General features: G+C 68.4%; 13 protein-coding genes and 2 pseudogenes. All 15 read left to right on the top strand.

Annotation, left to right across the window (positions count from 1 at the left end):
* Positions 1-210: 210 nt before the first annotated feature.
* The 15 genes and pseudogenes from OG819_RS35140 (at position 211) to OG819_RS35065 (ending at position 24717) form a co-directional block, all read left to right on the top strand.
* The gene (locus OG819_RS35140) at positions 211-2661 is read left to right on the top strand and encodes an RICIN domain-containing protein (protein WP_266653156.1); all 2451 of its coding nucleotides are present in this window, start codon (positions 211-213) and stop codon (positions 2659-2661) included.
* A 57-nt stretch (positions 2662-2718) separates the two neighbouring features.
* On the top strand, positions 2719-3858 hold the full coding sequence (locus OG819_RS35135) for a ricin-type beta-trefoil lectin domain protein (protein WP_266633902.1): 1140 nt from the start codon (positions 2719-2721) through the stop codon (positions 3856-3858).
* 79 nt (positions 3859-3937) lie between these two features.
* Positions 3938-5404, top strand: a pseudogene (locus OG819_RS35130) (endo-1,4-beta-xylanase); the annotation flags it as partial.
* 424 nt (positions 5405-5828) lie between these two features.
* The gene (locus tag OG819_RS35125; RefSeq protein WP_266653154.1) at positions 5829-7256 is read left to right on the top strand and encodes an arabinofuranosidase catalytic domain-containing protein; all 1428 of its coding nucleotides are present in this window, start codon (positions 5829-5831) and stop codon (positions 7254-7256) included.
* Positions 7257-7298: 42 nt separating this feature from the next.
* On the top strand, positions 7299-8948 hold the full coding sequence (locus OG819_RS35120) for a ricin-type beta-trefoil lectin domain protein (RefSeq protein ID WP_266653152.1): 1650 nt from the start codon (positions 7299-7301) through the stop codon (positions 8946-8948).
* Positions 8949-9082: 134 nt separating this feature from the next.
* Positions 9083-10612, top strand: a complete 1530-nt coding sequence (locus tag OG819_RS35115) for an arabinofuranosidase catalytic domain-containing protein (RefSeq protein ID WP_266653150.1) — start codon at positions 9083-9085, stop codon at positions 10610-10612.
* Between the two features lie 76 nt (positions 10613-10688).
* A pseudogene (locus OG819_RS35110) lies at positions 10689-10823 on the top strand (RICIN domain-containing protein); the annotation flags it as partial.
* Positions 10824-10869: 46 nt separating this feature from the next.
* The gene (locus OG819_RS35105; protein WP_266653148.1) at positions 10870-13278 is read left to right on the top strand and encodes a ricin-type beta-trefoil lectin domain protein; all 2409 of its coding nucleotides are present in this window, start codon (positions 10870-10872) and stop codon (positions 13276-13278) included.
* Positions 13279-13345: 67 nt separating this feature from the next.
* Complete coding sequence (locus tag OG819_RS35100) at positions 13346-15328, top strand: alpha-L-fucosidase (RefSeq protein ID WP_266653146.1); 1983 nt, start codon at positions 13346-13348, stop codon at positions 15326-15328.
* A gap of 123 nt (positions 15329-15451) precedes the next feature.
* Entirely contained in the window at positions 15452-16765 is a 1314-nt protein-coding gene (locus OG819_RS35095; protein ID WP_266655418.1) for a ricin-type beta-trefoil lectin domain protein, read from the top strand.
* Between the two features lie 753 nt (positions 16766-17518).
* Positions 17519-18808: a bifunctional glycosyltransferase family 2/GtrA family protein gene (locus OG819_RS35090; protein ID WP_266633908.1), complete on the top strand. Its 1290-nt coding sequence runs from the start codon at positions 17519-17521 to the stop codon at positions 18806-18808.
* A 17-nt stretch (positions 18809-18825) separates the two neighbouring features.
* Complete coding sequence (locus OG819_RS35085; RefSeq protein WP_266653144.1) at positions 18826-21081, top strand: glycosyltransferase family 39 protein; 2256 nt, start codon at positions 18826-18828, stop codon at positions 21079-21081.
* A gap of 49 nt (positions 21082-21130) precedes the next feature.
* The gene (locus OG819_RS35080) at positions 21131-21874 is read left to right on the top strand and encodes a response regulator transcription factor (RefSeq protein ID WP_266633910.1); all 744 of its coding nucleotides are present in this window, start codon (positions 21131-21133) and stop codon (positions 21872-21874) included.
* Positions 21871-23409: a cell wall metabolism sensor histidine kinase WalK gene (locus tag OG819_RS35075; RefSeq protein WP_266633911.1), complete on the top strand. Its 1539-nt coding sequence runs from the start codon at positions 21871-21873 to the stop codon at positions 23407-23409. Before OG819_RS35080 ends, OG819_RS35075 begins: the two co-directional genes overlap by 4 nt.
* An 897-nt stretch (positions 23410-24306) precedes the next feature.
* Positions 24307-24717 (top strand): FCD domain-containing protein, encoded by a 411-nt coding sequence (locus OG819_RS35065; RefSeq protein ID WP_266653142.1) that lies wholly within the window; start codon positions 24307-24309, stop codon positions 24715-24717.
* Positions 24718-24735: the final 18 nt, after the last annotated feature.

The raw sequence follows: 24735 nt of genomic DNA, 5'->3' as shown, positions 1-24735 counted from the left end.
CGGCCACGGGCCACCGCCACCGGATACAGGCATCCCCGTGCCGACGCCCGGCGGGCAGCTTCACATGGATTCTCCGACCATCTGGCCGAATGGCCCGATCCCCTTCGCCCGACCCCGGAGTGGGTGCGTTGTACGGGCGGCCTCGACGGCGAACAACGCCACACCGTCCCGACAGCACCGGCCCATGTGCGCCACCACTGGAGGATGACGATGTCCAGAACCAGAGTGCTCCGCGGCCTCTGGGCCGCCCCCTTGGCTCTGCTCGCCTTACTGGTCCATAGCCTGGCCACGGCCGGGGCCGTGTACGCCGTACCTGCCGAGCCCCAGGCGTCGGCCGCCGCCCTGTACGTGGTGCCGGGTGCGGCTCCCGGCGGGAACGGCACCGCCGAGCAGCCGTTCGCCACGATCGACCAGGCGCAGCAGCCCGCGCACCGGCTCTCGGCCGATTCGGACGTCGTGGTCTACCTGGCCGGTGGCACCTACCGGCTGTCCAAGCCGCTGACCTTCGGCTCCGGCGACGGCGGCCAGAACAGCCACACCATCACCTACCAGGCCGTCTCCGGGCAGCAGCCGGTCGTGAGCGGCGCCCAGCAGATATCAGGTTGGCAGGTGCATGATCAGAGCAGCAATATCTGGTCGGTCCATGTCGGCACCGACGTGAACACGCGTCAGTTGTACGTCAACGGCAAGGAGGCACCGCGGGCGGCGATCCAGGTGCCCCGCTCCGCCTTCACCTTCACCCAGACCGGCCTCACTGTCACCGACTTCTCCCTCGACTACCTGGCCGGGCTCTCGGACAAGAACCACATGGAAGTCGAGAGCCTCAACTCCTTCACCGACCGCTACGCGCCGGTCCAGTCGATCAGCGGCAGGACCATCACCATGCAGCAGCCCGCGTGGAACAACAACTCCTGGGGATACGACACCATCAACGCGCCGTTCGCCGGCGGGACCATGTATCTCGAGAACAACTACGCGTTCCTCAAGCAGGCCGGACAGTGGTATCTCGACTCGTCCACCGGCGACCTCTACTACCGGGCCCAGCCGGGGCAGAACCCGAACAGCCTCGACGTCGAACTGCCCCGGCTGCAGAGCCTGCTCGGCATCAGCGGCAGCTACAGCTCACCGGCGACCGGCCTGAGCTTCACCGGCATCCGGTTCACGGGAACCTCCTGGCTCGGCCCGAGCGGATCCGACGGCTACGCGGACCAGCAGAGCGGCGCGCACATCACCGGTGCCTACGCGATGCCCGCCAACTGGCTGAGCACCTGCAAGTCGGGGTGCACGCAGTTCGAGGCCGCCCGTAACCGCTGGGCGCAGATGCCCGCGGCCGTACAGGTATCCGCCGCCACCGGCATCACGTTCTCCGGCGACACGTTCTCCGAACTCGGGCAGGCCGGACTGGGCGTGGGCAACGACGGTGTCGCCACGGCCTCCGGTACCGGACTCGGCGCCAACGGCGTCACCATCACTGGCAACACGTTCACCGACATCGCCGGCAGCGGCATCCAGGTCGGCGGGATCCAGCCGGACGCGCACCACCCCGGCAACCCGCAGATGACCAACCAGAACATCGTCATCAGCAACAACCGGGTCAGCGGGGTGGGCACCGACTACAAGGAGACCGCGGCCATCCTGTCCACCTACGTCACGAACGCGACGATCACCCACAACCAGTGCGACCACCTGCCCTACGACGGGATCGACATCGGCTGGGGCTGGGGGATCAACGACCCGGGTGGCAGCCAGGACTACGTCAACCGGGGCACGTACACCTACCAGCCCCTCTACAGCACTCCCACGACGCTGAAGAACAACACCGTCTCCCACAACCTGGTCTTCGACACCAAGAACGCGATGTTCGACGGCGGCAGCATCTACAACCTGTCGGCGAGCCCAGGCTCGGTGATCTCCGAGAACTACATGTACGACAACAACCGCACCACCGCCCTGTACCTCGACGAGGGCTCCCGGTACCTGAAGGTGTCCAACAACGTGGTGCAGGACGCCAGCAACTGGGCGCTCACCAACGTCAATGCGAACAACCACACCGACGACAGCGCCTTCTCCGGCAATTGGTACAACGGCGGCAACACGTACGTGGCCACCGGTCCTCCGCACAACAATGTCCTCACCGGCAACGTCCAGGTCAGCGGCACCAACTGGCCTCAGGGCGCGAACCAGGTCATCCAGCAGGCGGGCGTCCAATCGTCGGGCGACGGTGGCGGCTTCCCCACCGGCTCCCACCAGCTGGTGATCGGCAGCGACAGTCTGTGCCTGGACGTGTACGGCAACTCCACCAGCGCGGGTGCCGCGATCGGCCAGTGGACCTGCAACGGGCAGAGCAACCAGCAGTTCGAGTTCGTGCCGGCCACGGGCGGTTACGGACAGCTGCGGGCGCAGAACTCCGGACAGATCGTGGCGGTGTCGGGCGGCTCCACGACCGCCGGTACGCCCGACATCGTGCAGCAGGCCCCGGACGGAGCGGCCGCCAGTCTGTGGCTGCCGGTACCGCAGTCCGACGGCTCGTACTCCTTCCAGAACAAGAACAGCGGTCTGTGTCTTGACGTCTACGGCGGCGGTAGCAACCTCGGCCAGCAGCTCGACCAATGGCCCTGCAAGAACACGGCCGGCAGCAACCAGGACTTCACCCCCCGCTGACCCGCTCGCGTGCTCGTTCACCCCCCACCCACTGTCCCGCACCAGTGAGGAACGCTGATGAAGAAGTACGCGGCACCCCTGGCCGCCGCGCTGACGGCCGCGCTCGGCGTCGCCACCGCCCTGCCCGCGGCGGCCGCCACCGGCACCGAGCCGCCGTCCTCCGCCGCACGGGCCGCCGCAACGCCCACCGGCCTGCGGCTGATGCCGTTGGGCGACTCGATCACCTGGGGTGTCGGCAGCCCGTCGGGGAACAGTTACCGGGGCTTTCTGTGGAACCAGTTGTCGGCCGAGGGACACGCCCTGGACTTCGTCGGCTCGGGCCGGGGCGGCACCATGTCCGACCCGGACAACGAAGGCCACTCCGGCTGGCGCATCGACCAGATAACCGGCATCGCGGACTCCGTGCTGGCCCGTTACCGGCCGAACGTGGTCACCCTGGAGATCGGCACCAATGACCTGAACGGCAACTACCAGATCCCGACCGCCCCCGACCGGCTCCGTGCGCTCATCGACCGGATCACCAACGACGCACCCGACGCGACCGTCCTCGTCGGCACCGTGATCATCTCCACCAGCGGCACCGAGGAGGCCAACCGGCCCGCGTTCAACGCCAAGTTACCCGGCATCGTCCAGGCCGAGCAGGCCGCCGGCAAGCACGTACGCCTGGTGGACATGAGCGCCCTGACCAGCGCGGACCTGGCCGACTCCCTGCACCCCAACGACAACGGCTACCGCAAGATGGCGGACGCCTTCAACGCCGGGGTCCAGGCCGCGGACGCGGCAGGCTGGATCAAACCGCCGGCTTCCGCGGGCGGTCAGGTGCGCTCCGGAATCGCCGGAAAGTGCCTGGACGTGAACGGCGGCAACAGCGCCAACGGGACTGCCGCGGACATCGCGACCTGCAACGGCTCCGACGCGCAGCAGTGGTCCGCACACTCCGACGGCACCCTGCGGGCCCTCGGCAAGTGTCTCGACGCCACCGGCCGCGGTACCGCCAACGGCACCAAGATCGAGATCTGGGACTGCAACGGCGGAACCAACCAGCAATGGCAGGCGTACAACGGCGGCTACCGCAACCCGGTCTCCGGCCGCTGCCTCGACGACCCCGGTGCATCGACCACTGACGGTACGCAACTGGTCCTGTGGGACTGCAACGGCGGCGCCAACCAGCAGTGGACCGCTCTGCCGGCCTCCTGAGCCCGTGACCCGACTCCACTCGCAGCACCGTCTCGCGGTCGGTGTCTTCCCCCCACACACACAAGGAGAATGATCCTTTATGTCCTGGCTCAATGAGCGGCCCCGTCTTCGCAAGGCCCTCGTCTCGGTCACCGGTCTGACAGCCGGCACGGTACTGGCCCTGGCGGGCACATCGGCGCCCGCCGCCCATGCGGCTTCCAGCACGCTGGGCGCGGCCGCGGCCGACAGCGGCCGCTATTTCGGCACGGCTGTGGCCGCCGGGAGGCTGGGCGATTCGACGTATTCCACGATTCTCGACCGAGAATTCAACATGATCACCCCGGAGAACGAGATGAAGTGGGACACCATCGAACCGTCCCGCGGCAACTTCAACTTCGGCCCGGGCGACCAGATCGTCGGCCACGCCACCGCGCACGGTCAGCGGATGCGTGGCCATACCCTGGTGTGGCACTCGCAGTTGCCCGGCTGGGTCAGTGGCATCAGGGACGCGAACACCCTGCGCAGCGTGATGAACAACCACATCACCACGGCGATGAACCACTACAAGGGCAAGATCTACGCCTGGGACGTGGTCAACGAAGCCTTCGCCGACGGCTCCACCCAGCACCGCAGCTCAGTGTTCCAGGACGTGCTCGGCAACGGCTTCATCGAGGAGGCGTTCCGCACCGCCCGGGCCGCCGACCCTTCGGCCAAGCTCTGCTACAACGACTACAACATCGAGAACTGGTCGGACGCCAAGACCCAGGGCGTCTACAACATGGTGCGCGACTTCAAGTCCCGCGGCGTGCCCATCGACTGCGTCGGCCTCCAGAGCCACTTCGGCGCCGGCGGCCCGCCGTCGAGCTTCCAGACCACCCTGGCCAACTTCGCAGCCCTCGGCGTCGACGTCCAGAGCACCGAACTCGACATCGCCCAGGCATCGCCGACCGCCTACGCCAACACGGTGCAGGCGTGCATGAACGTCCCCCGCTGCACCGGCATCACCGTGTGGGGCATCAGGGACAGCGACTCGTGGCGGTCGGGCGAGAACCCGCTGCTGTTCAGCAACAACGGCAGCAAGAAGCCGGCCTACGACGCGGCCCTGTCCGCGCTGGGCGGCGGTACGGGGAACTCGGGGGGCATCGTCTCGGGCCAGGTGTACGCGCTGAGCGATGTCGCCGCGGGGCGAGTGCTGGACGTGCCGAGCGGGCAGACGGCGAACGGCACGCCGTTGCAGGCCTGGGACGCCAACGGTGGTGCCGCGAACCAGCAGTGGCGGGCGAATCAGAACGGTGATGGTTCGTACACGCTGACGAATATCGGCAGTGGGCGGGTTCTGGACGAGCCGGGTGGCCAGACCGGCAATGGCACGCGGATGGAGCTCTGGGATGCCAATGGCGGTACGAACCAGCACTGGCGGGCGAGCCGGAACGGCGACGGTTCGTACACCCTGATCAACGTCGATTCCGGCAGGGCGCTGGAGATTCCCGGCGGGCAGACTGCCAACGGGGCCCCCGTCCAGATCTGGGACTCCAGCGGCGGCGCCAACCAGCACTGGAACTTCAGGTGAGGTGATCGGCGCCAAGCGCGCGCTCCTGCCCGCGGTCCGTTTCGGAGTACCGCGAACCCACCCCCGCGTCCGGCACGGTGGCCGTCGCCGGACGCGGGTTCCGGCATGCCGTCACGGCGAGCTGACCAGGAAAAACATGGGATGGATCGAGTTCTGATTCGGTGAGACGCACGCATTGACACTGTGTCAGGTGTGTGGGATCACTATGGAACATGGGATGTCTGAGTGTTCTCCGTGAGTACATTCGGGCCCGCTGACGGGAGCGGTCGACGGACCGCCCCGGCTGGATTCCCTCGGACAGGCACGGCACTCGCTGTCCCCTTCCCCCACATATTCGAGGAACAGAATGCAGCCTTCATCCGTTTCGCCCCGGAGCCCCGCTCATGGACCACGCTTACCGGCAACCGCCGCCATATGCGTGATGGCACTGCTGACCGTCTTGCTGGCGACCGCGCCGACATGGTCGGCATCGGCACCTGTGGCTCCCCTGGTGAGCTCGGCGTCGGGGCGATGTCTGGACGTCAAGGGCAACGTCGACACGCCGGGAACGGCGTTGGAGATCTGGGACTGCAACGACCAGGTCAATCAGGAGTTCGAGTTCACATCGGGGGGCGAGCTGAGGGCGATGAACGGCACCCGGTGCGTGGACGCCTACGATAACCGGACGGCTCCCGGAGCCCCGGTGGTCATCCGGTCGTGCGACGGGCGGCCGACCCAGGTGTGGCGACAGAACTCCGACGGGTCTGTCACCGGTGTGGCGTCCGGATTCTGCCTGGACGTCAACGGAGCGGGCACGGCCAACGGCACCGCGGTCATCCTGTGGACCTGCAACGGCCAGAGCAGCCAGAAGTGGACCACGTCGACAACTCCGCCCACGTCTGGTGGATCGGGCCCGTGCGACATCTACTCCACGGGCGGTACGCCGTGCGTGGCCGCGCACAGCACCGTGCGGGCGCTCTCCGGTTCGTACAACGGCAACCTGTACCAGGTCAGGCGCTCCTCGGACAACGCGACCAGGAACATCGGTGTGCTGGCGTCCGGCGGCTTCGCCAATGCGGCGGCGCAGGACTCGTTCTGCGCGGGCACCTCGTGCGTGATCACGGTCGTCTACGACCAGTCCGGGCACGGCAACGACCTGTGGTACCAGGGATCGGCCCAGGTCCCGGGATCGAGCCAGAGCAGTCCCGCGAAGGCGACCTCCGAGTCGCTGACCGCCGGGGGTACCAAGGCGTACTCGCTGTACATCAATCCCGGGAACAGCTACTGGCGGGACGGTCACCTGACGGGCGTGCCGACCGGCAGCGCGCCCGAAGGGGCGTACATGGTGACCAGCGGCACCCACGTCAACAGCGGCTGCTGCTTCGACTATGGCAACAGCGAGACGACACGGAAGGCCGACGCTGCCGGGGCGATGGACGCGATCAACTTCGGCACCGAGTGCTGGTTCGGCGGCTGCTCGGGAAGCGGTCCCTGGGTCCAGGCCGATCTCGAATGGGGCCTGTACTCCGGCGGCAGTCAGTCCTGGAACACCAACCAGCGGGCCTTCCCCGGCAAGTTCGTCACCGCGATGCTGAAGAACAACGGGACGTCGAGGTTCGCCCTCAAGGGTGGCAACGCGCAATCCGGCAGCCTGACCACCCTGTGGGACGGCGGGCTCCCCGGCGGATACAGCCCCATGAAGAAGCAAGGGGCCATCGTCCTGGGTAGCGGCGGCGACTGCTGCAAGCCCGGCGGCGGCGCCAACCTGAGCGCCGGCACCTTCTACGAGGGAGCCATCGTCGCCGGCTACCCCTCCGACGCGACCGACAACGCGGTGCAGGCCAACGTCACCGCCGCCGGCTATCGCTGAACTCCTCTCAGCTCCCCAACTCGGTCCAGGAGTCGATGACTTATGCCCACGACCACTGCGAGAGCCAGGGGTCTTCGGCCGCTGTCCACGCTGCTGTCCCTGAGCAGAACCCTGGCGCTCACCTTCTCGGCCGTGCTGCTCACCGCGGCCGCCCCCTTCCTTTCCCTGAGCACGGCGCAGCCCGCCGCCGCGCTTGGCAACGGGCTGGCGCTGACCCCGCAGATGGGCTTCAACGACTGGAACGCGTACGGCTGCAACGTCTCCGAGTCGCTGATCAAGTCCACCGCGCAGGCGATGCACACCAACGGCATGCAGGCGGCGGGCTACTCGTACGTCAACATCGACGACTGCTGGATGACCCACAGCCGCGATTCGGGCGGCCACCTGGTGCCGGATCCGGCCAAGTTCCCCGACGGCATCAAGGGCACCGCGGACTACGTGCACTCGCTGGGGCTGAAGCTGGGGATCTACGAGGACGCGGGCACCGCGACCTGTGCCGGGTATCCGGGCAGCCTGGGGCACGAGACCACGGACGCACAGTCGTTCGCGTCGTGGGGTGTGGACTATCTGAAGTACGACAACTGCAACAACAACGGGGTTCCGGCGCAGACCCGCTACACCGCGATGCGGGACGCCCTGGCGGCCACCAGCCGACCGATCCTTTACAGCCTGTGCAACTGGGGCCAGGACAACGTGTGGACCTGGGGCGCGGGCGTGGGCAACAGCTGGCGCACCACCGGGGACATCAGCGCGAACTTCTCCAGCATGCTGTCGATCTTCCACAGCAACGTGGGACTCGCCTCCTACGCCGGCTCCGGCCACTGGAACGACCCCGACATGCTGGAGGTCGGCAACGGCTCGATGACGGCCACCGAGAGCCGCAGCGAGTTCAGCCTGTGGGCGGAGATGGCCGCGCCACTGATCGCGGGCACCAACATCCCCTCGGCCAGTGCGGACACCTTGTCCACGCTGACCAATTCCCGGGTGATCGCGGTCGACCAGGACCCCCTGGGCAAACAGGGCACCATGGTGTCGTCCTCGGGAGGCCGGGACGTGCTGGCCAAGCCGCTGGCCAACGGGGATGTGTCGGTGGCGCTGTTCAACGAGACGGGCTCGACGGCGACCATCAGCACCACCGCGGCCGCGATCGGGAAGACCGGGGCGTCCAGCTATGCCCTGACCGACCTGTGGTCCGGGGCGGCCTCGACCACCTTGGGCACGATCAGCGCCTCGGTGCCGGCGCACGCCACGGTGATGTACCGGGTCGCGGGCGGCACCAGCGGCGGCGGCACCGGTGTGACCGGTGAGCTGCACTCGGTGGGTGCGGGCAAGTGCCTGGACGTACCCAACTCGTCCAAGACCGCCGGCACCCAGGTGCAGATCTGGAGCTGCAACAGCGGGACCAACCAGATATGGACGCACTCCACGTCCAACCAGCTCACCGTCTACTCCGGCAGCGGCCAGATGTGCCTGGACGCCTACAACAACCAGACCACCCCCGGGACGAAGGTGGAGATCTGGTCGTGCAACGGTCAGACCAACCAACAGTGGACGCTGAACTCTAACGGCACGATCACCGGCGTCCAGTCCGGCCTGTGCCTGGACGTCACCGGAGCGGCCGGCGCCGACGGAACCCTCGCCCAGCTGTGGACCTGCAACGGCGGCAGCAGCCAGCGGTGGAGGCTGGGATGAGCCCCCCGTCCGCGCCTCCACCGAGTACCGGCCGGGCCGTCAGGGCCTGCCTGCCGCGGGCGGCCGGACGCCTTCGTATCGACTCCAGGCTGCTTCGGCGCCACCACGTGTGCACAGCCACAGAGGAGGTCTCCATGCTCGAACCAGCCAGCGATCGCCGACGAAGGCGATGGGAGGCCGTGCTCTTTTTTGCCCTGGCGATGGCCGTGGCCGCGTTCGGCGCACCGGCGTTCGCCACATCCTCGCGGGCCGGTACGGCCGCCGTCGTCCATCCGGCGGCCCACCGCGTGGCGGACACGTCGTTTCCGTGTGACCTCTATGCCGCGGGCGGTACGCCGTGTGTGACGGCGCACGCCACCACCAGGGCGCTTTTCGCGTCGTACAACGGGCCGCTGTACCAGATTCAGCGGTCCTCCGATCACAGCTACCGCGACATCGAGGTGCTCAGCGCCGGCGGATACGCGGACGCCGCGTCCCAGGTGTCGTTCTGCTCGGGCACGTCGTGCACGATCACGAAGATCTACGACCAGACCGCCAAGCACAACGACCTGCCGATGTCCTGGGGCGGCTACTGGAAGGGACCTGGACCAGGTGGATCCGACATCGGAGCGGACGCCATGGCCCTGCCGGTGACCGCGGCCGGCCACCAGGTCTTCGGGGTCAAGGTCACCCCCGGCGTCGGCTACCGGCTCGACCACGCGAGCGGCGTGCCCACCGGATCCCAGCCCGAAGGCATTTACATGGTGACGTCGTCGAACTACACGAACCAGTGGTGCTGCTTCGACTACGGCAGCGGTGAGAACTCCCACACCGACACCGGCAACGCCACCATGAACGCCATCTACTGGGGCACCGCCTGCTGGTTCGGCGGATGCACCGGCAGCGGCCCGTGGGTCGAGGCCGATCTGGAGAACGGCATGTTCCACACCAACACCGGCTCCAACAAGGACCCTGGCAACGTCGGCGTGCACTACCCCTTCGTCAGCGCGTGGTTGAAGAACAACGGCACCAGCAACTTCACTCTCAAATACGGCAACGGCGCGAGCGGCGGCCTGACCACCACCTTCTCCGGCCCTTTGCCGAACGGCTACTCACCGATGAAGGTCGACGGCTCGGTCCTGCTCGGCACCGGGGGCGACAACAGTCCCAATGGCGTGGGCGAGTTCTTCGAAGGCGCGATGACGGCGGGCTACCCCTCCGACGCCACCGAGAACGCCGTGCAGGCCGGCATCACCGCGGCCGGCTACGGGGTGGGAGGCGGTGGTGGCACGGCGACCGCGCTGCATGCGGTGGGTGCGGGCAGGTGTCTGGAGGTGCCGGGCGGGTCCACAGCGCCGGGTACGCAGACGCAGATCCGGGACTGCAGCGGCGCGGCGAACCAGACCTGGTCCCGGACCGCCTCGAACCAGCTCACCGTGTACTCCGGCAGCAGCCAGCTGTGCCTGGACGCCTCCAACAAGGGCACCAGCCCCGGCACCAAAGTCATCACCTGGACCTGCAACGGCCAGACCAACCAGCAGTGGAACGTCAACGCCAACGGCACCATCACCAGCGCCCAGTCCGGCCTGTGCCTGGACGTGACCGGCGCCGCCACCGCGAACGGCACCCCAGTGGAGCTGTGGACCTGCAACGGCGGATCCAACCAGCAGTGGTCGCTGAACTGACTCCGTAAGGAACCCGCATCACTCAGCGCCGGGGCGGCACCCGACCACCGCCCCGGCGGCACGGCAGTCCGACGGCTCCTACGTGTTCCAGAACAAGAACAGCAGTCTGTGCCTGGACGTCTACGGCGGCGGCAGCAACCTGGGCCAGCGACTGGACCAGTGGCAGTGCAAGAACGCGCCAGGCACCAACCAGGACTTCGTCCTCCGCTGAACACAGCTCCGCCACGGGACACCTTCGACCTGCGAAAGGAACCACCGTGTCAGCATTCAGTCGGCTGTTCCGGTGCTTGCGCGCCTCAACGGCCGTGCTCACAGGCCTCGTCGTGGCCGCCGGCGGCATCGTGGGCACGGCCGCCGCTCCGGCCCGGGCCGCCACCTCGATCACGATCAACGGTGCGTCGGGTGGCCGGACCTTCGACGGCGTCGGCGCGATCAGCGGCGGGGGCGGCAACAGCCGACTCCTGATCGACTATCCCGAGCCCCAACGCGGCCAGGTCCTGGACTACCTGTTCCGGCCCGGCTACGGCGCCTCCCTGCAGATCCTCAAGGCAGAGATCGGCGGCGACACCAACTCCACCTCGGGGGCCGAGCCCAGCCACCAGCACACCCGGTCCGACCTGAACTGCAACCGGGGCTACGAGTGGTGGCTGATGGAGCAGGCCAAGGCGCGCAACCCGGACATCAAACTGTACGGACTCGCCTGGGGCGCGCCCGGCTGGATCGGCGGCGGCAACTTCTGGTCCACCGACATGGTCAACTACCTGGTCTCGTGGCTCGGCTGCGCCAAACAGCACGGGTTGAGCATCGACTACCTCGGTGGGTGGAACGAGCGAGGCTACAACATCTCCTGGTACGAACAACTGCGCAGCGCGCTCAACACCAACGGCTACCGCAACGTCAAGATCGTCGCAGCCGACTCGGACTGGGCGGTGGCCGATGACGTCAACTCCAACGCGGCGTTCGCCGCGTCGGTGGACGTCATCGGCACCCACTACCCCTGCGGCTACCGGTCCGCCCAGTCCAACTGCGCGGTGCCGTCGGCCGCCACATCGTCCGGCAAGCCGCTGTGGGCGAGCGAGAACGGCTCGGACGACTACAACGCGGGAGCGCCGGCCGTGGCCCGCGGCATCAACCGTGGATACATCGACGGCCGGATGACCGCGTATCTCAACTGGCCTGTGGTCGCCTCGCTCACGCCGAACCTGCCCTACCCCACCATGGGTCTCGCCCTGGCCCCGCAGCCGTGGTCCGGCTACTACGCCATCGGCAAGAACGCCTGGGTGATGGCGCAGACGAGCCAGTTCACCGCCCCGGGATGGCACTACCTCGACGCCTCCAGCGGCTACATCGGCGGCAACCGGAACAACGGCAGCTACGTGTCACTGAAGTCCGCGAACAACTCCGACTACTCCACGGTCATCGAGACGATGGACGCCGGCAGCGCGCAGACGCTGAACTTCAACGTCACCGGAGGGCTGTCCGACAAAACCGTCCACGTCTGGTCGACCAACGTCAATTCCAACAACACGGCCGACTACTTCGTGCACGCGACGGACGTCACCCCGTCCGGCAGCGGTTTCAGCCTGACCGTGCAGCCCGGCCGCGTGTACACCCTGACCACCACGACCGGACAGGGCAAGGGCACCGCCGCCGGTCCCGGCCGGGGCACACTGAGCCTGCCGTACAGCGACTCCTTCGACAGCTACGCCACCGGCACCGAGGCCAAGTACCTCATGGACTGGCAGGGCGCCTTCGAGGCGGTCGGCTGTGGCGGCGGCCGCAGCGGCAGGTGCGTGCGCCAGATGAGCCCGCAGAAACCGATCACCTGGGACGCGCTGTCCGATCCGCACGCCCTGCTCGGTGACGTGAGCTGGAGCAACTACACCGTCTCGTCCGACGTGCTGCTCGAACAGTCCGGATACGCCGAGCTGATCGGACGCGCCAACGCACAGGACTACAGCAGCACCGGAGGACTGAACGCCTACCACCTGCGGGTGAGCGACACCGGAGCCTGGTCGATCCTGAACTCGAACACCAACGGCAACATCTCCACCCTGGCCCGCGGCACGACCACGGCGCTGGGCACCAACCGATGGCACACCGTGGCCCTCACCTTCTCCGGCACCACCATCACCGCCGTCATCGACGGTGCCACGGTCGGTTCCGTGAACGACCGCACCTGGGCAGGCGGGCAGATCGGCTACGCGACCAGCCAGACCGAGACGGCGCAGTTCGACAACCTGTCCATCACCCCCGACAGCGGCGGAAACAACGGCGGCACGACCGGCACGATCGTCGGGGTCGGTTCCGGCCGGTGCGTGGACGTGCCGAACCAGTCGCAGACGGCCGGTACCCAGGTGGAGCTGTGGGACTGCAACGGCGGCAGCAACCAGCGGTGGACGGACACCTCGACCGGCGAGCTGCGGGTCTACGGAAGCGACTGCCTGGACGCCTCGGGCCAGGGCACCAGCCCCGGTACCAAGGTGGACATCTGGGACTGCACCGGCGGCAGCAACCAGAAGTGGACCATCCACGCCGACGGCACGATCACCGGTGCCCAGTCCGGCCTGTGCCTGGACGCCACCGGCGCGGGAACGGCCAACGGTACCTTGCTGCAGCTGTGGACCTGCACCGGCGGCAGCAACCAGAAGTGGACGCACGACTGATCCGGTGACCGGCTGACGATCACCGACGCCCGCATCACTTCCGTCAATTCCCCCGAGAGGCCCACACATGTCCTCCTCTTCCCTGCCGCTCAGCCGGCGCCGACTGCTGGCGGCGGCCGGCGCTGCCACGGCCTTCGGCTTGCTTCGGTTCGCCCCCGAGGCCGCCGCCACCGACGGCCCCGGAAGCTACACCGCGAGCTGGTCCTCCGTGGACCAGCATCCCCCGGCCCCGGACTGGTTCCAGGACGCCAAGTTCGGCATCTACTACCACTGGGGCGTCTTCAGCGTTCCCGCGTTCGGGAACGAGTGGTATCCGCGCAACATGTACATCGGCGGCTCGGTCGAGAACCGGCACCACATCGCCACCTACGGCGACCCTTCGGTATGGCCGTACAACAACTTCATCGACGGTGCCCGCGACAAGGCCGGCAACTACGTGCAGTTCGCCCCGAAACTCGCCTCCCAGGGCGGCAAGTGGGATCCGGACGCCTGGGCGCAGCTGTTCAAGGCCGCGGGCGCCAAGTTCGCCGGCCCGGTCGCCGAGCACCACGACGGCTTCTCCATGTGGAACAGCCACTCCAACCCGTGGAACTCGGTCCAGCACGGCCCCAGACTCGACCTCGTTGGGCTTCACGCGCAGGCCATCCGCGGGCAGGGGCTGAAGTTCATGGCCTCGCTGCACCACGCCTATCACTTCAACGGCTTCTACGACCACGTGCCGAACCAGTCGGACCCGACGCTGCGCCTCCTCTTCGGCCAGCAGGGCTCGGCCGCGGAGAACAAGCTCTGGTACGACAAGCTGATCGAGGTCATCGACGGCTACCAGCCGGACCTGGTCTGGCAGGACTTCGACCTGGGCCTGGTGCAGGAGTCCTACCGCCTGCAGTTCCTCGCGCACTACTACAACCAGGCGGTCTCGTGGAACAAGGACGTGGTCGCGACCTACAAGGACGGCCTCGACAACAAGGGTGAGGTCTACGACTTCGAGCGCGGCGGTCCGGCAGGGCTGCTCAGCCCCTACTGGCTGACCGACGACAGCATCTCCTCCTCCAGCTGGTGCTACACGGTGGGCATCGGCTACTACTCGACGCAGGCCCTGCTCCACTCGCTGATCGACCGGGTCAGCAAGGGCGGCAGCATGCTGCTGAACATCGCCCCGATGGCCGACGGCACCATCCCCGCCGGGCAGCAGTCCATCCTGCTCGCCATGGGCGACTGGCTCGGCCGCTTCGGAGAGGCGGTCTACGCCACCCGCTCCTGGGCCAGTTACGGCGAAGGCCCCACCAAAATGGGCGGAGGCTCGTTCAGCGGACCGGTGGCCGGCAAACCGCAGGACGTCCGGTTCACCCGCAGCCGGGACAACAAGGTCCTCTACGCCACCGCGCTGGGCTGGCAGGGCGGCACCATGACCATCACGACGCTGAACTCGAGTCAGATCAACCTCAGCAGCCTGACGGGCGCCAAACTGCTGAACAACACCGCCGGCACCTACATCGACCTGCCCGCACCGACCCAGGATGCTTCCGGCCTGCACCTCACCATGCCCTCGTCCAACCCGCCGTTCAACGCCCTGGCGTACACGGTCAAGCTCACTTTCTCGGGTGAGATCCCCGTCCTGAGCGCGCCGGGCGGCTCCACCACCTGGGTCAAGATCGCCAACGTGACCAGCGGACTGGTGCTGGACAGCGGGGGCAACGTCGCCTCCGGCTCCAACCTCAAGCAGTGGAACTCCGACGGGAGCAGCAACCTGCAGTGGCAGCTGATCGACCTCGGCAACGGCTACTCCCGCATCATGAACCGCACCAACGGCATGGCCGCCGACAGCTGGGGCAATGCCGACAACGGCGCTCCTGCCCGGCAGGCGGCATGGAACGGCGGCAACAACCAGCAGTGGTCGCTCAACAGCCTCGGTGGCAACCGCTACCAGATCGTCAATCGCGGTACCGGCACCGCCCTCGACGGCAGCGGCAGCACCACGTCCGGCTCGACCACGGTGATGTGGACACCGAACTCAAGCACCAACAACGAATGGACCATCACCGCCGTCTGAGCCGCCCGAGCCTTATTCGTCGCGGTGTCACCGCCGCACACAGCACCCGTCCCCAACCGACCGGCGCTCCCTGCTCATACCTCGATACGGAAGAAGGAATGTATGCAATGCAAACCGCTCTTATTGTCCATCGTGGCCGCGCTACTTCTCGTTCTGACGGCTGCGGGCACCTCGTTCAGCAGCGGCCTCGGCGCGCCCACCGCGGCCACGACCACTGGCGCCCTCAGTCCGACCGCCGGCTGCGGCAAGGCCCCCACGCTGACGAGTGGCACACACACGATTCAGAGCGGCGGCCAGACCCGCAGCTACATACTGCGGGTCCCCGCCGGCTACGACAACAACCATCCCTATCGGCTGATCTTCGGTTTCCACTGGCGGGGCGGCACGGCCAACGACGTCGACTCGGGCGGTACGGACGGGTACAACTGGTCCTACTACGGCCTGCGGCGCCTGGCGGACAACGCGAACAACAGCACGATCTTCGTCGCCCCTCAGGGCAACGGCAACGGCTGGGCCAACCCCGGCGGCCAGGACGTGGCCTTCGTCGACGCCATGGTCAGCCAGCTCGAAGCGGGTCTGTGCGTCGACACCACCCAGTTGTTCTCCGTCGGCTTCAGCTACGGCGGCGCGATGTCGTACGCCCTCGCCTGCTCACGAGCGACCGTCTTCCGTGCGGTCGCGGTCTACTCCGGCGCGAACCTCAGCGGGTGCAACGGCGGGACTCAGCCCATCGCCTACATGGGTCTGCACGGCCTGAGGGACAACGTGCTGCCCATCTCATCGGGACGGGAACTGCGCGACACGTTCGTCCGGGCGAACGGCTGCACCCCGCAGAACCCGCCCGAGCCGGCCAACGGAAGCCTGACGCACATCATCACCACCTACTCCGGATGCAGATCCGGATACCCCGTCGTCTGGGCCGCGTTCGACGGAGCGGGCCACGATCCCGGTCCCATCGACGGCTCCACCGGTGACGGCTGGCGCACCTGGACTTCGGCAGCGGTGTGGCAGTTCTTCACACAGTTCGGCTCGAATTCGCCACCGACGTCCGGCAACCAGGAGATCGTCGGCCAGCAGTCGGGGCGCTGCCTCGACATCAACAACTTCACCGCGACCAACGGCACGCAGGCACAACTGTGGGACTGCAACGGCGGCTCCAACCAACGGTTGACCTACACCGCCGGAAAGCAGCTCGTTGTCTACGGCAACAAGTGCCTGGGCGTCGGCCAGACAGCGGGCAACGGCACCCCGGCGGCGATCTGGGACTGCAGCGGGCAGGCAGATCAGCAATGGAACGTCAATCCCGACGGCACGATCAAAGCAGCACAGTCGGGGCTCTGCCTGGACGCCAGCGGCCAGGGGACCGCCAACGGGACGAAAGTCCAGCTATGGAGTTGCACGGGCGGTGCGAACCAGCACTGGAGCCTGCAGAACTGACACACCGGGGCCAGGCCCGCACGGCACCGTGCGGGCCTGGCCCCGCAGACCTCGACGCACGCCAACCCGGAACCGCGCAGGCGCCCTGTCGCGCTTTCCGCTACCGCGAACGCCCATGCCCGCAGGCGACAGCGGAAACAGTCTCAACCGAAGCGGGGAGCGGCTTGTCGGCCCGGGAATGGTCCGGATCTTGATCGGGGGCCGATGTCGACGGATCCACTCCGCTCGTCCGAGGCGCGCATGGCCGGCCTGGCCCGGAACCTCGGCGTGCTGGCGGTCCAGCCCTGCGTACGCACCCCGGCGGGGACACACGCTTCAGGTGCGCTTCAGCGCCCTCCGCATCCGCCTGCACGATCGAGGCGCGCATGAGCCGGACCGTGCCGGCGCCGATCCGTCACTGACCCCTGGCACTCTCGCCTGCGCCGAGACGGGTGAGCGCCACCGGCTGGAGGACGTCTCCTGCTGTCGAGGTGGGGCGCCGGGCCCGTGAAGTGACGGCTGAAACGGCCCTGCGCCACTTCGCGGGAAACACCGTGACCACGCGGCCTGATGATAAGCCGAACCGCCTCGTCGACGGCGACGTCGATGAGCAGTTCCGAGGTGTTCGCCCAGGATCGGCCAATGATCTGACTCTCCGTCAGTTTTCGGTATTCTCCCCCGGCTCCCACAGGCGAGAGGGCGACAGTGAGGCCCGCGGCCCTGGACCAGGACCTGTCAGCCGCAGTCTGCCGTCCCCTCATGCCTGAGGAAGCCATGACTCCCACCCCCCACCTCACCGAACTCGACGCCCGCGTGGAGCGTCCCGCCCCCTTCCAGCCCGTCGAACGTTCGCTTCTCCCGCACGCCGGTACCGCGACGGTGGACATCGTCGTTCCGGTCTACAACGAGGAGCGAGCACTGCCCGGCTGCCTGCGCACGCTCCACGCCCGCCTGTCCCAGGACTTCCCCTTCCCCTGGCGGATCACCGTCGCCGACAACGCCAGCACCGACGAAACCCTCGCCACCGCCCGCCGCCTCGCGGACGAGCTGCCCGGTGTCGGCGTCGTCCACCTGGACCGCAAGGGCCGCGGACTCGCGCTGCGCACCGTCTGGGGCGCCAGCGACGCGGACATCGTGGCGTACATGGACGTGGACCTCTCCACCGGCCTCGACGGACTGCTCCCGCTGATCGCGCCCCTGGCCAGCGGCCACTCGGACCTCGCGATCGGCTCCCGGCTGGCTCCCGGCGCACGCACGGTGCGCGGGCCGCGCCGCGAGTTCATCTCCCGCTGCTACAACGGCATCATCCGGCTCACCCACGGAGTCCGCTTCACCGACGCCCAGTGCGGATTCAAGGCGGCCCGTACGGAGGTACTCCGGCCGCTGCTGAAGGTGACCCGGGACGACGCATGGTTTTTCGACACCGAACTGCTCCTGGTCGCCGAGCACAACGGACTGCGTATTCATGAGGTCCCGGTCGACTGGGTCGAGGACGTCGACACCCGGGTGGATGTGGCGCGCACCGCCAAGGAAGACCTGCGGGGCCTGTGGCGCATGGCGCGGCTCAAGGCGTCCGGCGACGCCCGGGCCGAGGTGCGGCCGCGCCCCGAGCCGGCCGCCGAACACCCCGACGCCGTCCTTGCCCCCTCCACCGGACGCGGTGTGCTGTCGTGGGAGGTCGGCTGTTTCCTCGCGATCGGTGTCGTCTCCACGGCCGGACAGGCCTTGCTGTACTGGTTGCTGCGCGGCTGGTGGTCTCCGGCCGTCGCCAACCTGATCTCGCTGTTCGGCCTCACCGTCCTCAACACCGAGGCGAACCGCCGCCTCACCTTCCGGCACTCCACCACTGCGCCCGCACGTGCGCACCTCGGTGCCGGGGGTCTGTTCGTCCTCGGCTATCTGGTCACCTCCGCGGCGGTGCTGTGGTTCAAGTGGCTCGATCCCGGTGCCTCACCGGCCGCGGAGACCGCGGTCCTCGCCACGGCCTCCGCCGCGGTCACCTGCGTGCGCTTCGCCGTGCTGCGACTGGCCGTCTTCGCCGCCCCCCGTAGCCGTACCCGTTGATGAGAGCGAATCCCGACATGAGCAACTACGCGCACATCAGGCCCGCACCGGCGGCATCGGCACACGACGGGAGGCACACGAGTACGTCCGTCCGCTCGCTGCCCGCCTGGGCGGCACCCGTGGCGCTCGGAGCCGTCCTCGTGCTCGCGGCCGTCCTGTACGGCTGGGCACTGGGCTCCCTGGGGTGGGGCAACAGCTACTACTCGGCGGCCGTGAAGTCGATGGGGAAGAGCTGGACCAACTTCCTCTTCGGCTCTTTCGACCCGGCGGGCGTGATCACGGTCGACAAGCCCCCGGCCGCGCTGTGGCCGCAGGTGATCGGCAGCAAGATCTTCGGGATGCACGGCTGGGCGCTGATCCTGCCGCAGGTACTCGAAGGTGTGGCCGGGGTGCTGGTGCTGCACCGCACCGTGCGCCGCTGGGCGGGGGAGGGGGCGGCGCTGATCGCGGCTCTGGTGCTCACTCTGACGCCCATCACCGTGGCCATCAACCGGGACAACAACCCGGACACACTGCTGGTCCTGCTACTGGTGTCGGCGGCGTACGCGCTCACCCGCGCGTTGCAGGCCGAGGACCGGACCGCGACCTGGTGGCTGTGCGCGAGCGGCTTCCTGATCGGGTGCGGATTCCTCACCAAGATGCTCGCCGCCTGGATGGTCATTCCCGCGTTCGCTGTCGCCTGGCTCGTGGGAGGAAGCGGCCCCTGGATACCGCGAGTGCGGCGTCTGCTGGGCGCGGGAGCCATCCTGGCGGCGTCCTCCCTGTGGTGGGTCGCCATGGTGGCCCTGTGGCCGGGTGACCGCCCCTACATCGGCGGCAGCACGGACGGCTCGGCCTGGGACCTAGTGATCGGCTACAACGGGCTGGGGAGGGTCTTCGGCTCCAGCGACGGAGCGCCCCAGGGGACGGGCGGATCAGGCGGCGGATTCGCCGGCGGATTCGGCGGTCAGGCCGGCGTGGGCCGCCTGTTCGGCGCACAGGTGGGCGGTCAGATCAGCTGGCTGCTGCCGGTCTGCGCGCTGGCCCTGGCCGTCGCCGTCGCCGGCGTGGTGCTGCGCCGACGGGGCGCACTGCCCGACTCCGCCGTGCTGCCGGCCCCCGGCTGGCTGCTGTGGGGAATCTGGCTGGTGGTCTGCGGGGCGGTGTTCTCGACCCAGAAGGGCATCTTCCATCCCTACTACACCACTCAGCTCGCACCGGCGATCGCCGCCCTGTGCGGTGGACTGATGGCCGCCCTCGTCCGTGTCCACCGCGCCGGCCTGCGCTGGGCGCCTCTGGTCGGTGTGGCCGCGGTCGTGGTGAGCGTGGCCTGGGCCGTGAAGCTGGTCCGCCGTGCGCCCGACTGGAACGGCTGGCTGGTGTGGCCCGTGCTGCTGGTCGGTTGCGTCGCGGTCGTCCTGCTGGTGCTGTCACGACGCCGTGGCCGGCTGTTGACGGTTGCCGGTTGCGCCGCGGTCGCATCGGTTCTGCTGGCGCCGGGAGCGTGGGCGGTGGCCGTACCCGGCTCCATCAGCACGGGGGGCTCCAACCCGATGGCCGGTCCGCAGACGCTCGGATTCGGCGGAGGGGGTGGCATGCCCCGGCAGGGCTCGAACGGTGGAGACCCTCCCTCGGGCATGCCGTCCGGGATGCCGTCGAACATGCCGGGCTTCCCCGGCGGTGGCACCTCTTCGGGACAGACCGCTGAACCTCCGTCCGGCGGAGTGCCTTCCGGCATGCCCACAGGAGGAGCGAACGGTATGCCCGGTGCACCCGGGGAAGCGGGCTCGAACAGCCGCGGCGCACCCTCGTTCCCAGGTGCCGGCTCAGGAAGGGCCCCTGGTGGGGGCGGCGGCTTCGGTAGTGGGAAACTCACCGCCGAACAGCGCAAGATCATCCAGTACGCCGTCGAGCACGCACCCCACGCACGCATCAAGCTCGCCGTCGAGGGCGGCGCCCTCAACGCCAGCGCCTACATCCTGGGCACCGACGAGACCGTCATCGCCATGGGCGGCTTCACCAACAGCGACAACTCGCCGTCGGTGGCCCAGTTGGAGAAGTGGACCAAGGACGGCGAGCTACGCTACATCCTGGGCTCCGACACGAACGGCGGCGGCATGCCGGGCCTGGCCGGCGGATACACCAAGCAGCGCTCCGACTGGATCGCCGACCATTGCACCAAGGTTCCGACGTCGGCATACGGTGGCACCTCCGGCAAGTCGTCACAGAACAACGCCGGCGGTGCGATGGGACTCGGAGGAGGCAACGTGCTCTACGACTGCGCCGCCAAGTGACCGAACCCCGCACGACGGTCGGGACACGGCAGAACGGACCAGCAGACGCATGACCGAGCAGCCCACAGCCGCGCGGCCGGGACATCGGCTCCTCGTGGTCGAGGACGAGCCCAGCATTCGCACCCTGCTGGAGGCGACGCTTCGCCTGACCGGATACGAGGTGAGCAGCACCGGCACCGGTCAGGCGGCCCTCCTGGAGGTCGAACGCCTTCAACCGCATCTGGTGCTGCTGGACGTGATGCTGCCCGACCTGGACGGCTTCGAGGTGACCCGCAGGCTGCGGGAGGCAGGCAACGACTGCCCGATCCTGTTCCTGACCGCCCGCACCGGCACCGACGATCGCATCGCCGGCCTCAGCGCCGGTGGGGACGACTACGTTGCCAAACCCTTCAGCATCGAGGAGGTGCTGCTGCGCATCGAGGCCATTCTGCGTCGCACCGCGCCGCCCGCCGAACGGCAGGCGCTGCAGAGTGTTCTGCGGTACGCCGACCTCGAACTCGACGAGAGCGCCCACGAGGTGCACCGCGCAGGCCAGTACATCGCCCTGTCGCCAACAGAGTTCAAGCTCCTGGCCTACCTTCTGTCGAACGCGTGCCAGGTGGTGAGCAAGGTCCAGATCCTCGACCACGTCTGGAGCTACGACTTCGCCGGCGACGCCCGGATCATCGAAACGTACGTCAGGTACCTGCGCAGGAAGATCGACTGCTTCGAGCCGCCACTGATCCACACCGTGCGCGGCGTCGGCTACTGCCTCAGGCTTCCCCGCGACCACGCAGGGACCTCGGACCAGTGACCCGGTTCCTGCCCCGGCCGCCCAAGTCGGTGCGACGGCGCCTCATCCTCGGCGCCACTCTGCTCGCCACCGCGGCAGTCCTGACCTCCCAGGCGATCGGCTATGTGGTGCTTCGCTCCTGGCTGCTGGACCGCGTCGACGAGCAGCTCGTCGAGTTCCATCCACCGACTCCCGCCTATGACGACGCGCTCCAAGGCAGGCTCCCGGACCCGGGAGAACGCCCGGACATACTTCCCTCGGACTTCCACGTCTACTTCTACGACTCCTCCGGGCGCCGTCTGAAAAACTCCCTGGGCTCCGAGACCAAGCCAGGACCCCGGTTGGCCGATCACGCGGAGGACCTCGGACTGCGGGACGGCCACCCCGAAACCGTGACCGCCGTCAGTGGTGACGGCCACTGGCGGGTGCTGCTGAACCCCGGTCCGGACGGCATGAGCGCGGTGGTCACCCTTCCGCTCGACACCGTCGACGGCGCCACATCGAAGCTCCTGTGGCTGAACGCCGTGCTGCTCGCCGTCACGATCGTCGCCCTGATCGCCCTGGGCCGGTGGGTGGTTCGTCTGGGGCTGCTGCCCCTGACCAGAATGGAACGGACGGCTCAGGACATCACCGCAGGCCGGCTCGATCTACGGTTGCCCGACACCGATGCGCATACCGAGATCGGACGACTCGGCCGGGTCCTGAACTCCATGCTCGACCGCCTGCAGAAGGCGCTGCTGGCCCGAGAGGCCTCGGAGGCCCGCCTTCGCCGGTTCGTCGCCGACGCCGGGCACGAGCTGCGCACTCCGCTCACCGCCATCCAGGGCTACGCCCAACTCGCCCTCCGCCCGGAACCGCGCTCGGCCCTCGAACGAAACGAGGCCAACCGGTTCATCGCACAGAACGCGGAACGCATGAGTCTGCTCGTCGACGACCTCCAGTTGCTCGCGACCCTGGACAAGGAACCTTCCTACCGCAGGGAGCGGGTCGACCTGCTGTCCCTCGCGGCGGACGCCGTCAGCGCCGCCGCCGTCCACAGCGAGTCCCACCCCGTCGACCTCGGCCCGCTGCACACCCCGGCCGATCCCACCGGGGCCGAGGAACTCGACGTCGCGGAGACCGTCGGCGACCCGCACCGATTGCGCCAGATCCTCGAGAACCTGCTCTCCAACGCCCGCACCCACACCCCGCCGGGCACCCGCGTCCATGTTCACGTCGGCACGACCGAGGCGGGTCCCGGAACCGGCGGCACGGACCGACCCGGGCGCTTCTCCGCTTCACAGCCCCTGCCGGAGGGCCTGCCGATCAGCGTGATCGAGGTGGCGGACGAAGGACCGGGTCTCGCACCCGTCGACGCCGAGCTCGTCTTCGAGCGCTTCTACCGAGCCGACCCCGCCCGTTCCCGCATGCACGGCGGCAGCGGCCTCGGCCTGGCCATCGCCGCGACCATCGCCGAGGGCCACGGCGGCCGCCTCGAACTCGACACGGCCGCCGGCCGCGGCTGCACCTTCCGCCTGGTCCTGCCCGCGGCCGACTTCGGCCAGGAATCCCGCTGATCCCGCGCGGAGGGGTGTGCGGCCCTCAGGGGCCGAGATCGACAGTGGCTCCCCGACGTATGGACGGGACCGGGAGGATGACCCACAGTCGATGCGGCCGGGGAGCGTCAGTGGTCGGTGCGTTCAGCGGATGCGTGCGGAGGGAGCCGCGACGGTGACAGGGCGGGACGCGAGCGGCCGACGGGCCACCAGGAGTGCGTCGACGGCGAGCGGATCCTCCTCCGGAGCCAGGGCCCGTCCGGTACGGCGGTCCCGCCAGACTGCCCGCCCAACCCGGCAGGAAGGCCGCGGGCACGGAGATCACGACGCGTTTGCCCGGGCCGAGCCACGTGAAGTCACTGTCGGGACCAGTGCCATCGGGCTGCCCGATGCGGCAGAGGGGAACACATACAGGCCGATTGTCAGCGTTGTCGCGCCGGACACCGTCCACTGCGGCCCCGTGCGGTTGAACCGGCTCCAGTGGAACGGTGTACAGCGGGGCCGGTGTCGCGGTCTACGACCTGCGCCACGCCGGCATCTCGTTCTGGTCGGCCTCCGGAGCCGACCCCGCCGAGTGCGCGCGCCGTGCAGGACAAGGCATCCAGGTCCTCTTGGCTAGGCCAAGTTCTTGGCCGAAGTACGCAACCCGGAAGTTACGTGTTCCGGCCAGCACGGTCAGGACCGTGATCGTCAGCACCGATGCCAGCTCGTGCCGGTTCCGCCTTGGCCTACGCGGGTCGATCAGGCCGCCGGAGACCTGGAGCAGAGCGGAGATCACGTCCAGCTCGGCGTCACGATCGGTATCGGTTCCCCCGGTGTGCGACACCGACAATCGTGGCCTCCTGGCTCGTCCGCGACGACGTGTTGGGTGAGAACTCGCATCGGTGAGGACGGGGGAGGCCACAGTCCTCCCCGGATTTGTCCAGGCCCACCGTCTGGGCACTCAAAGAGCAACCCGACTTTGCGATCGGCGTAGGACAAACCCGACATTCGTCAGGCCCGGCGAGCCGGGTCGCCTTCCATAACGTCATCATGCAGGCGTCGGGAAACCACAACGCCCGTGGGGTGGTCCGCGCGCCGGAGAGCCAGGTCGTCGACACCGCCCGGTGCATGGGCCGACCCGAGCGCGCCGTGTGCGTCGCCTCCAACCGCGGCCATCGCCGCGTGTGCGAGCGCATCGCCGCCCACGACCCGAGCGGTGCGACCGAGGCGATGTTCACCCACATCACCGAAGCCTGGATCGTCCGCCGCAGCGCACCAGGCGACCCGGTGCGCCTCGGGCTGGTGAGCGTTGCCCGACCCCGCGCTCCGTCACCGTACGAGCGCTGACTGGTCGCGTGACCCGGG

This window comes from Streptomyces sp. NBC_01549, from assembly GCF_026339955.1.
Classification (GTDB): Bacteria; Actinomycetota; Actinomycetes; order Streptomycetales; family Streptomycetaceae; genus Streptomyces.
This window is presented reverse-complemented; position numbering and strand designations above follow the sequence as displayed.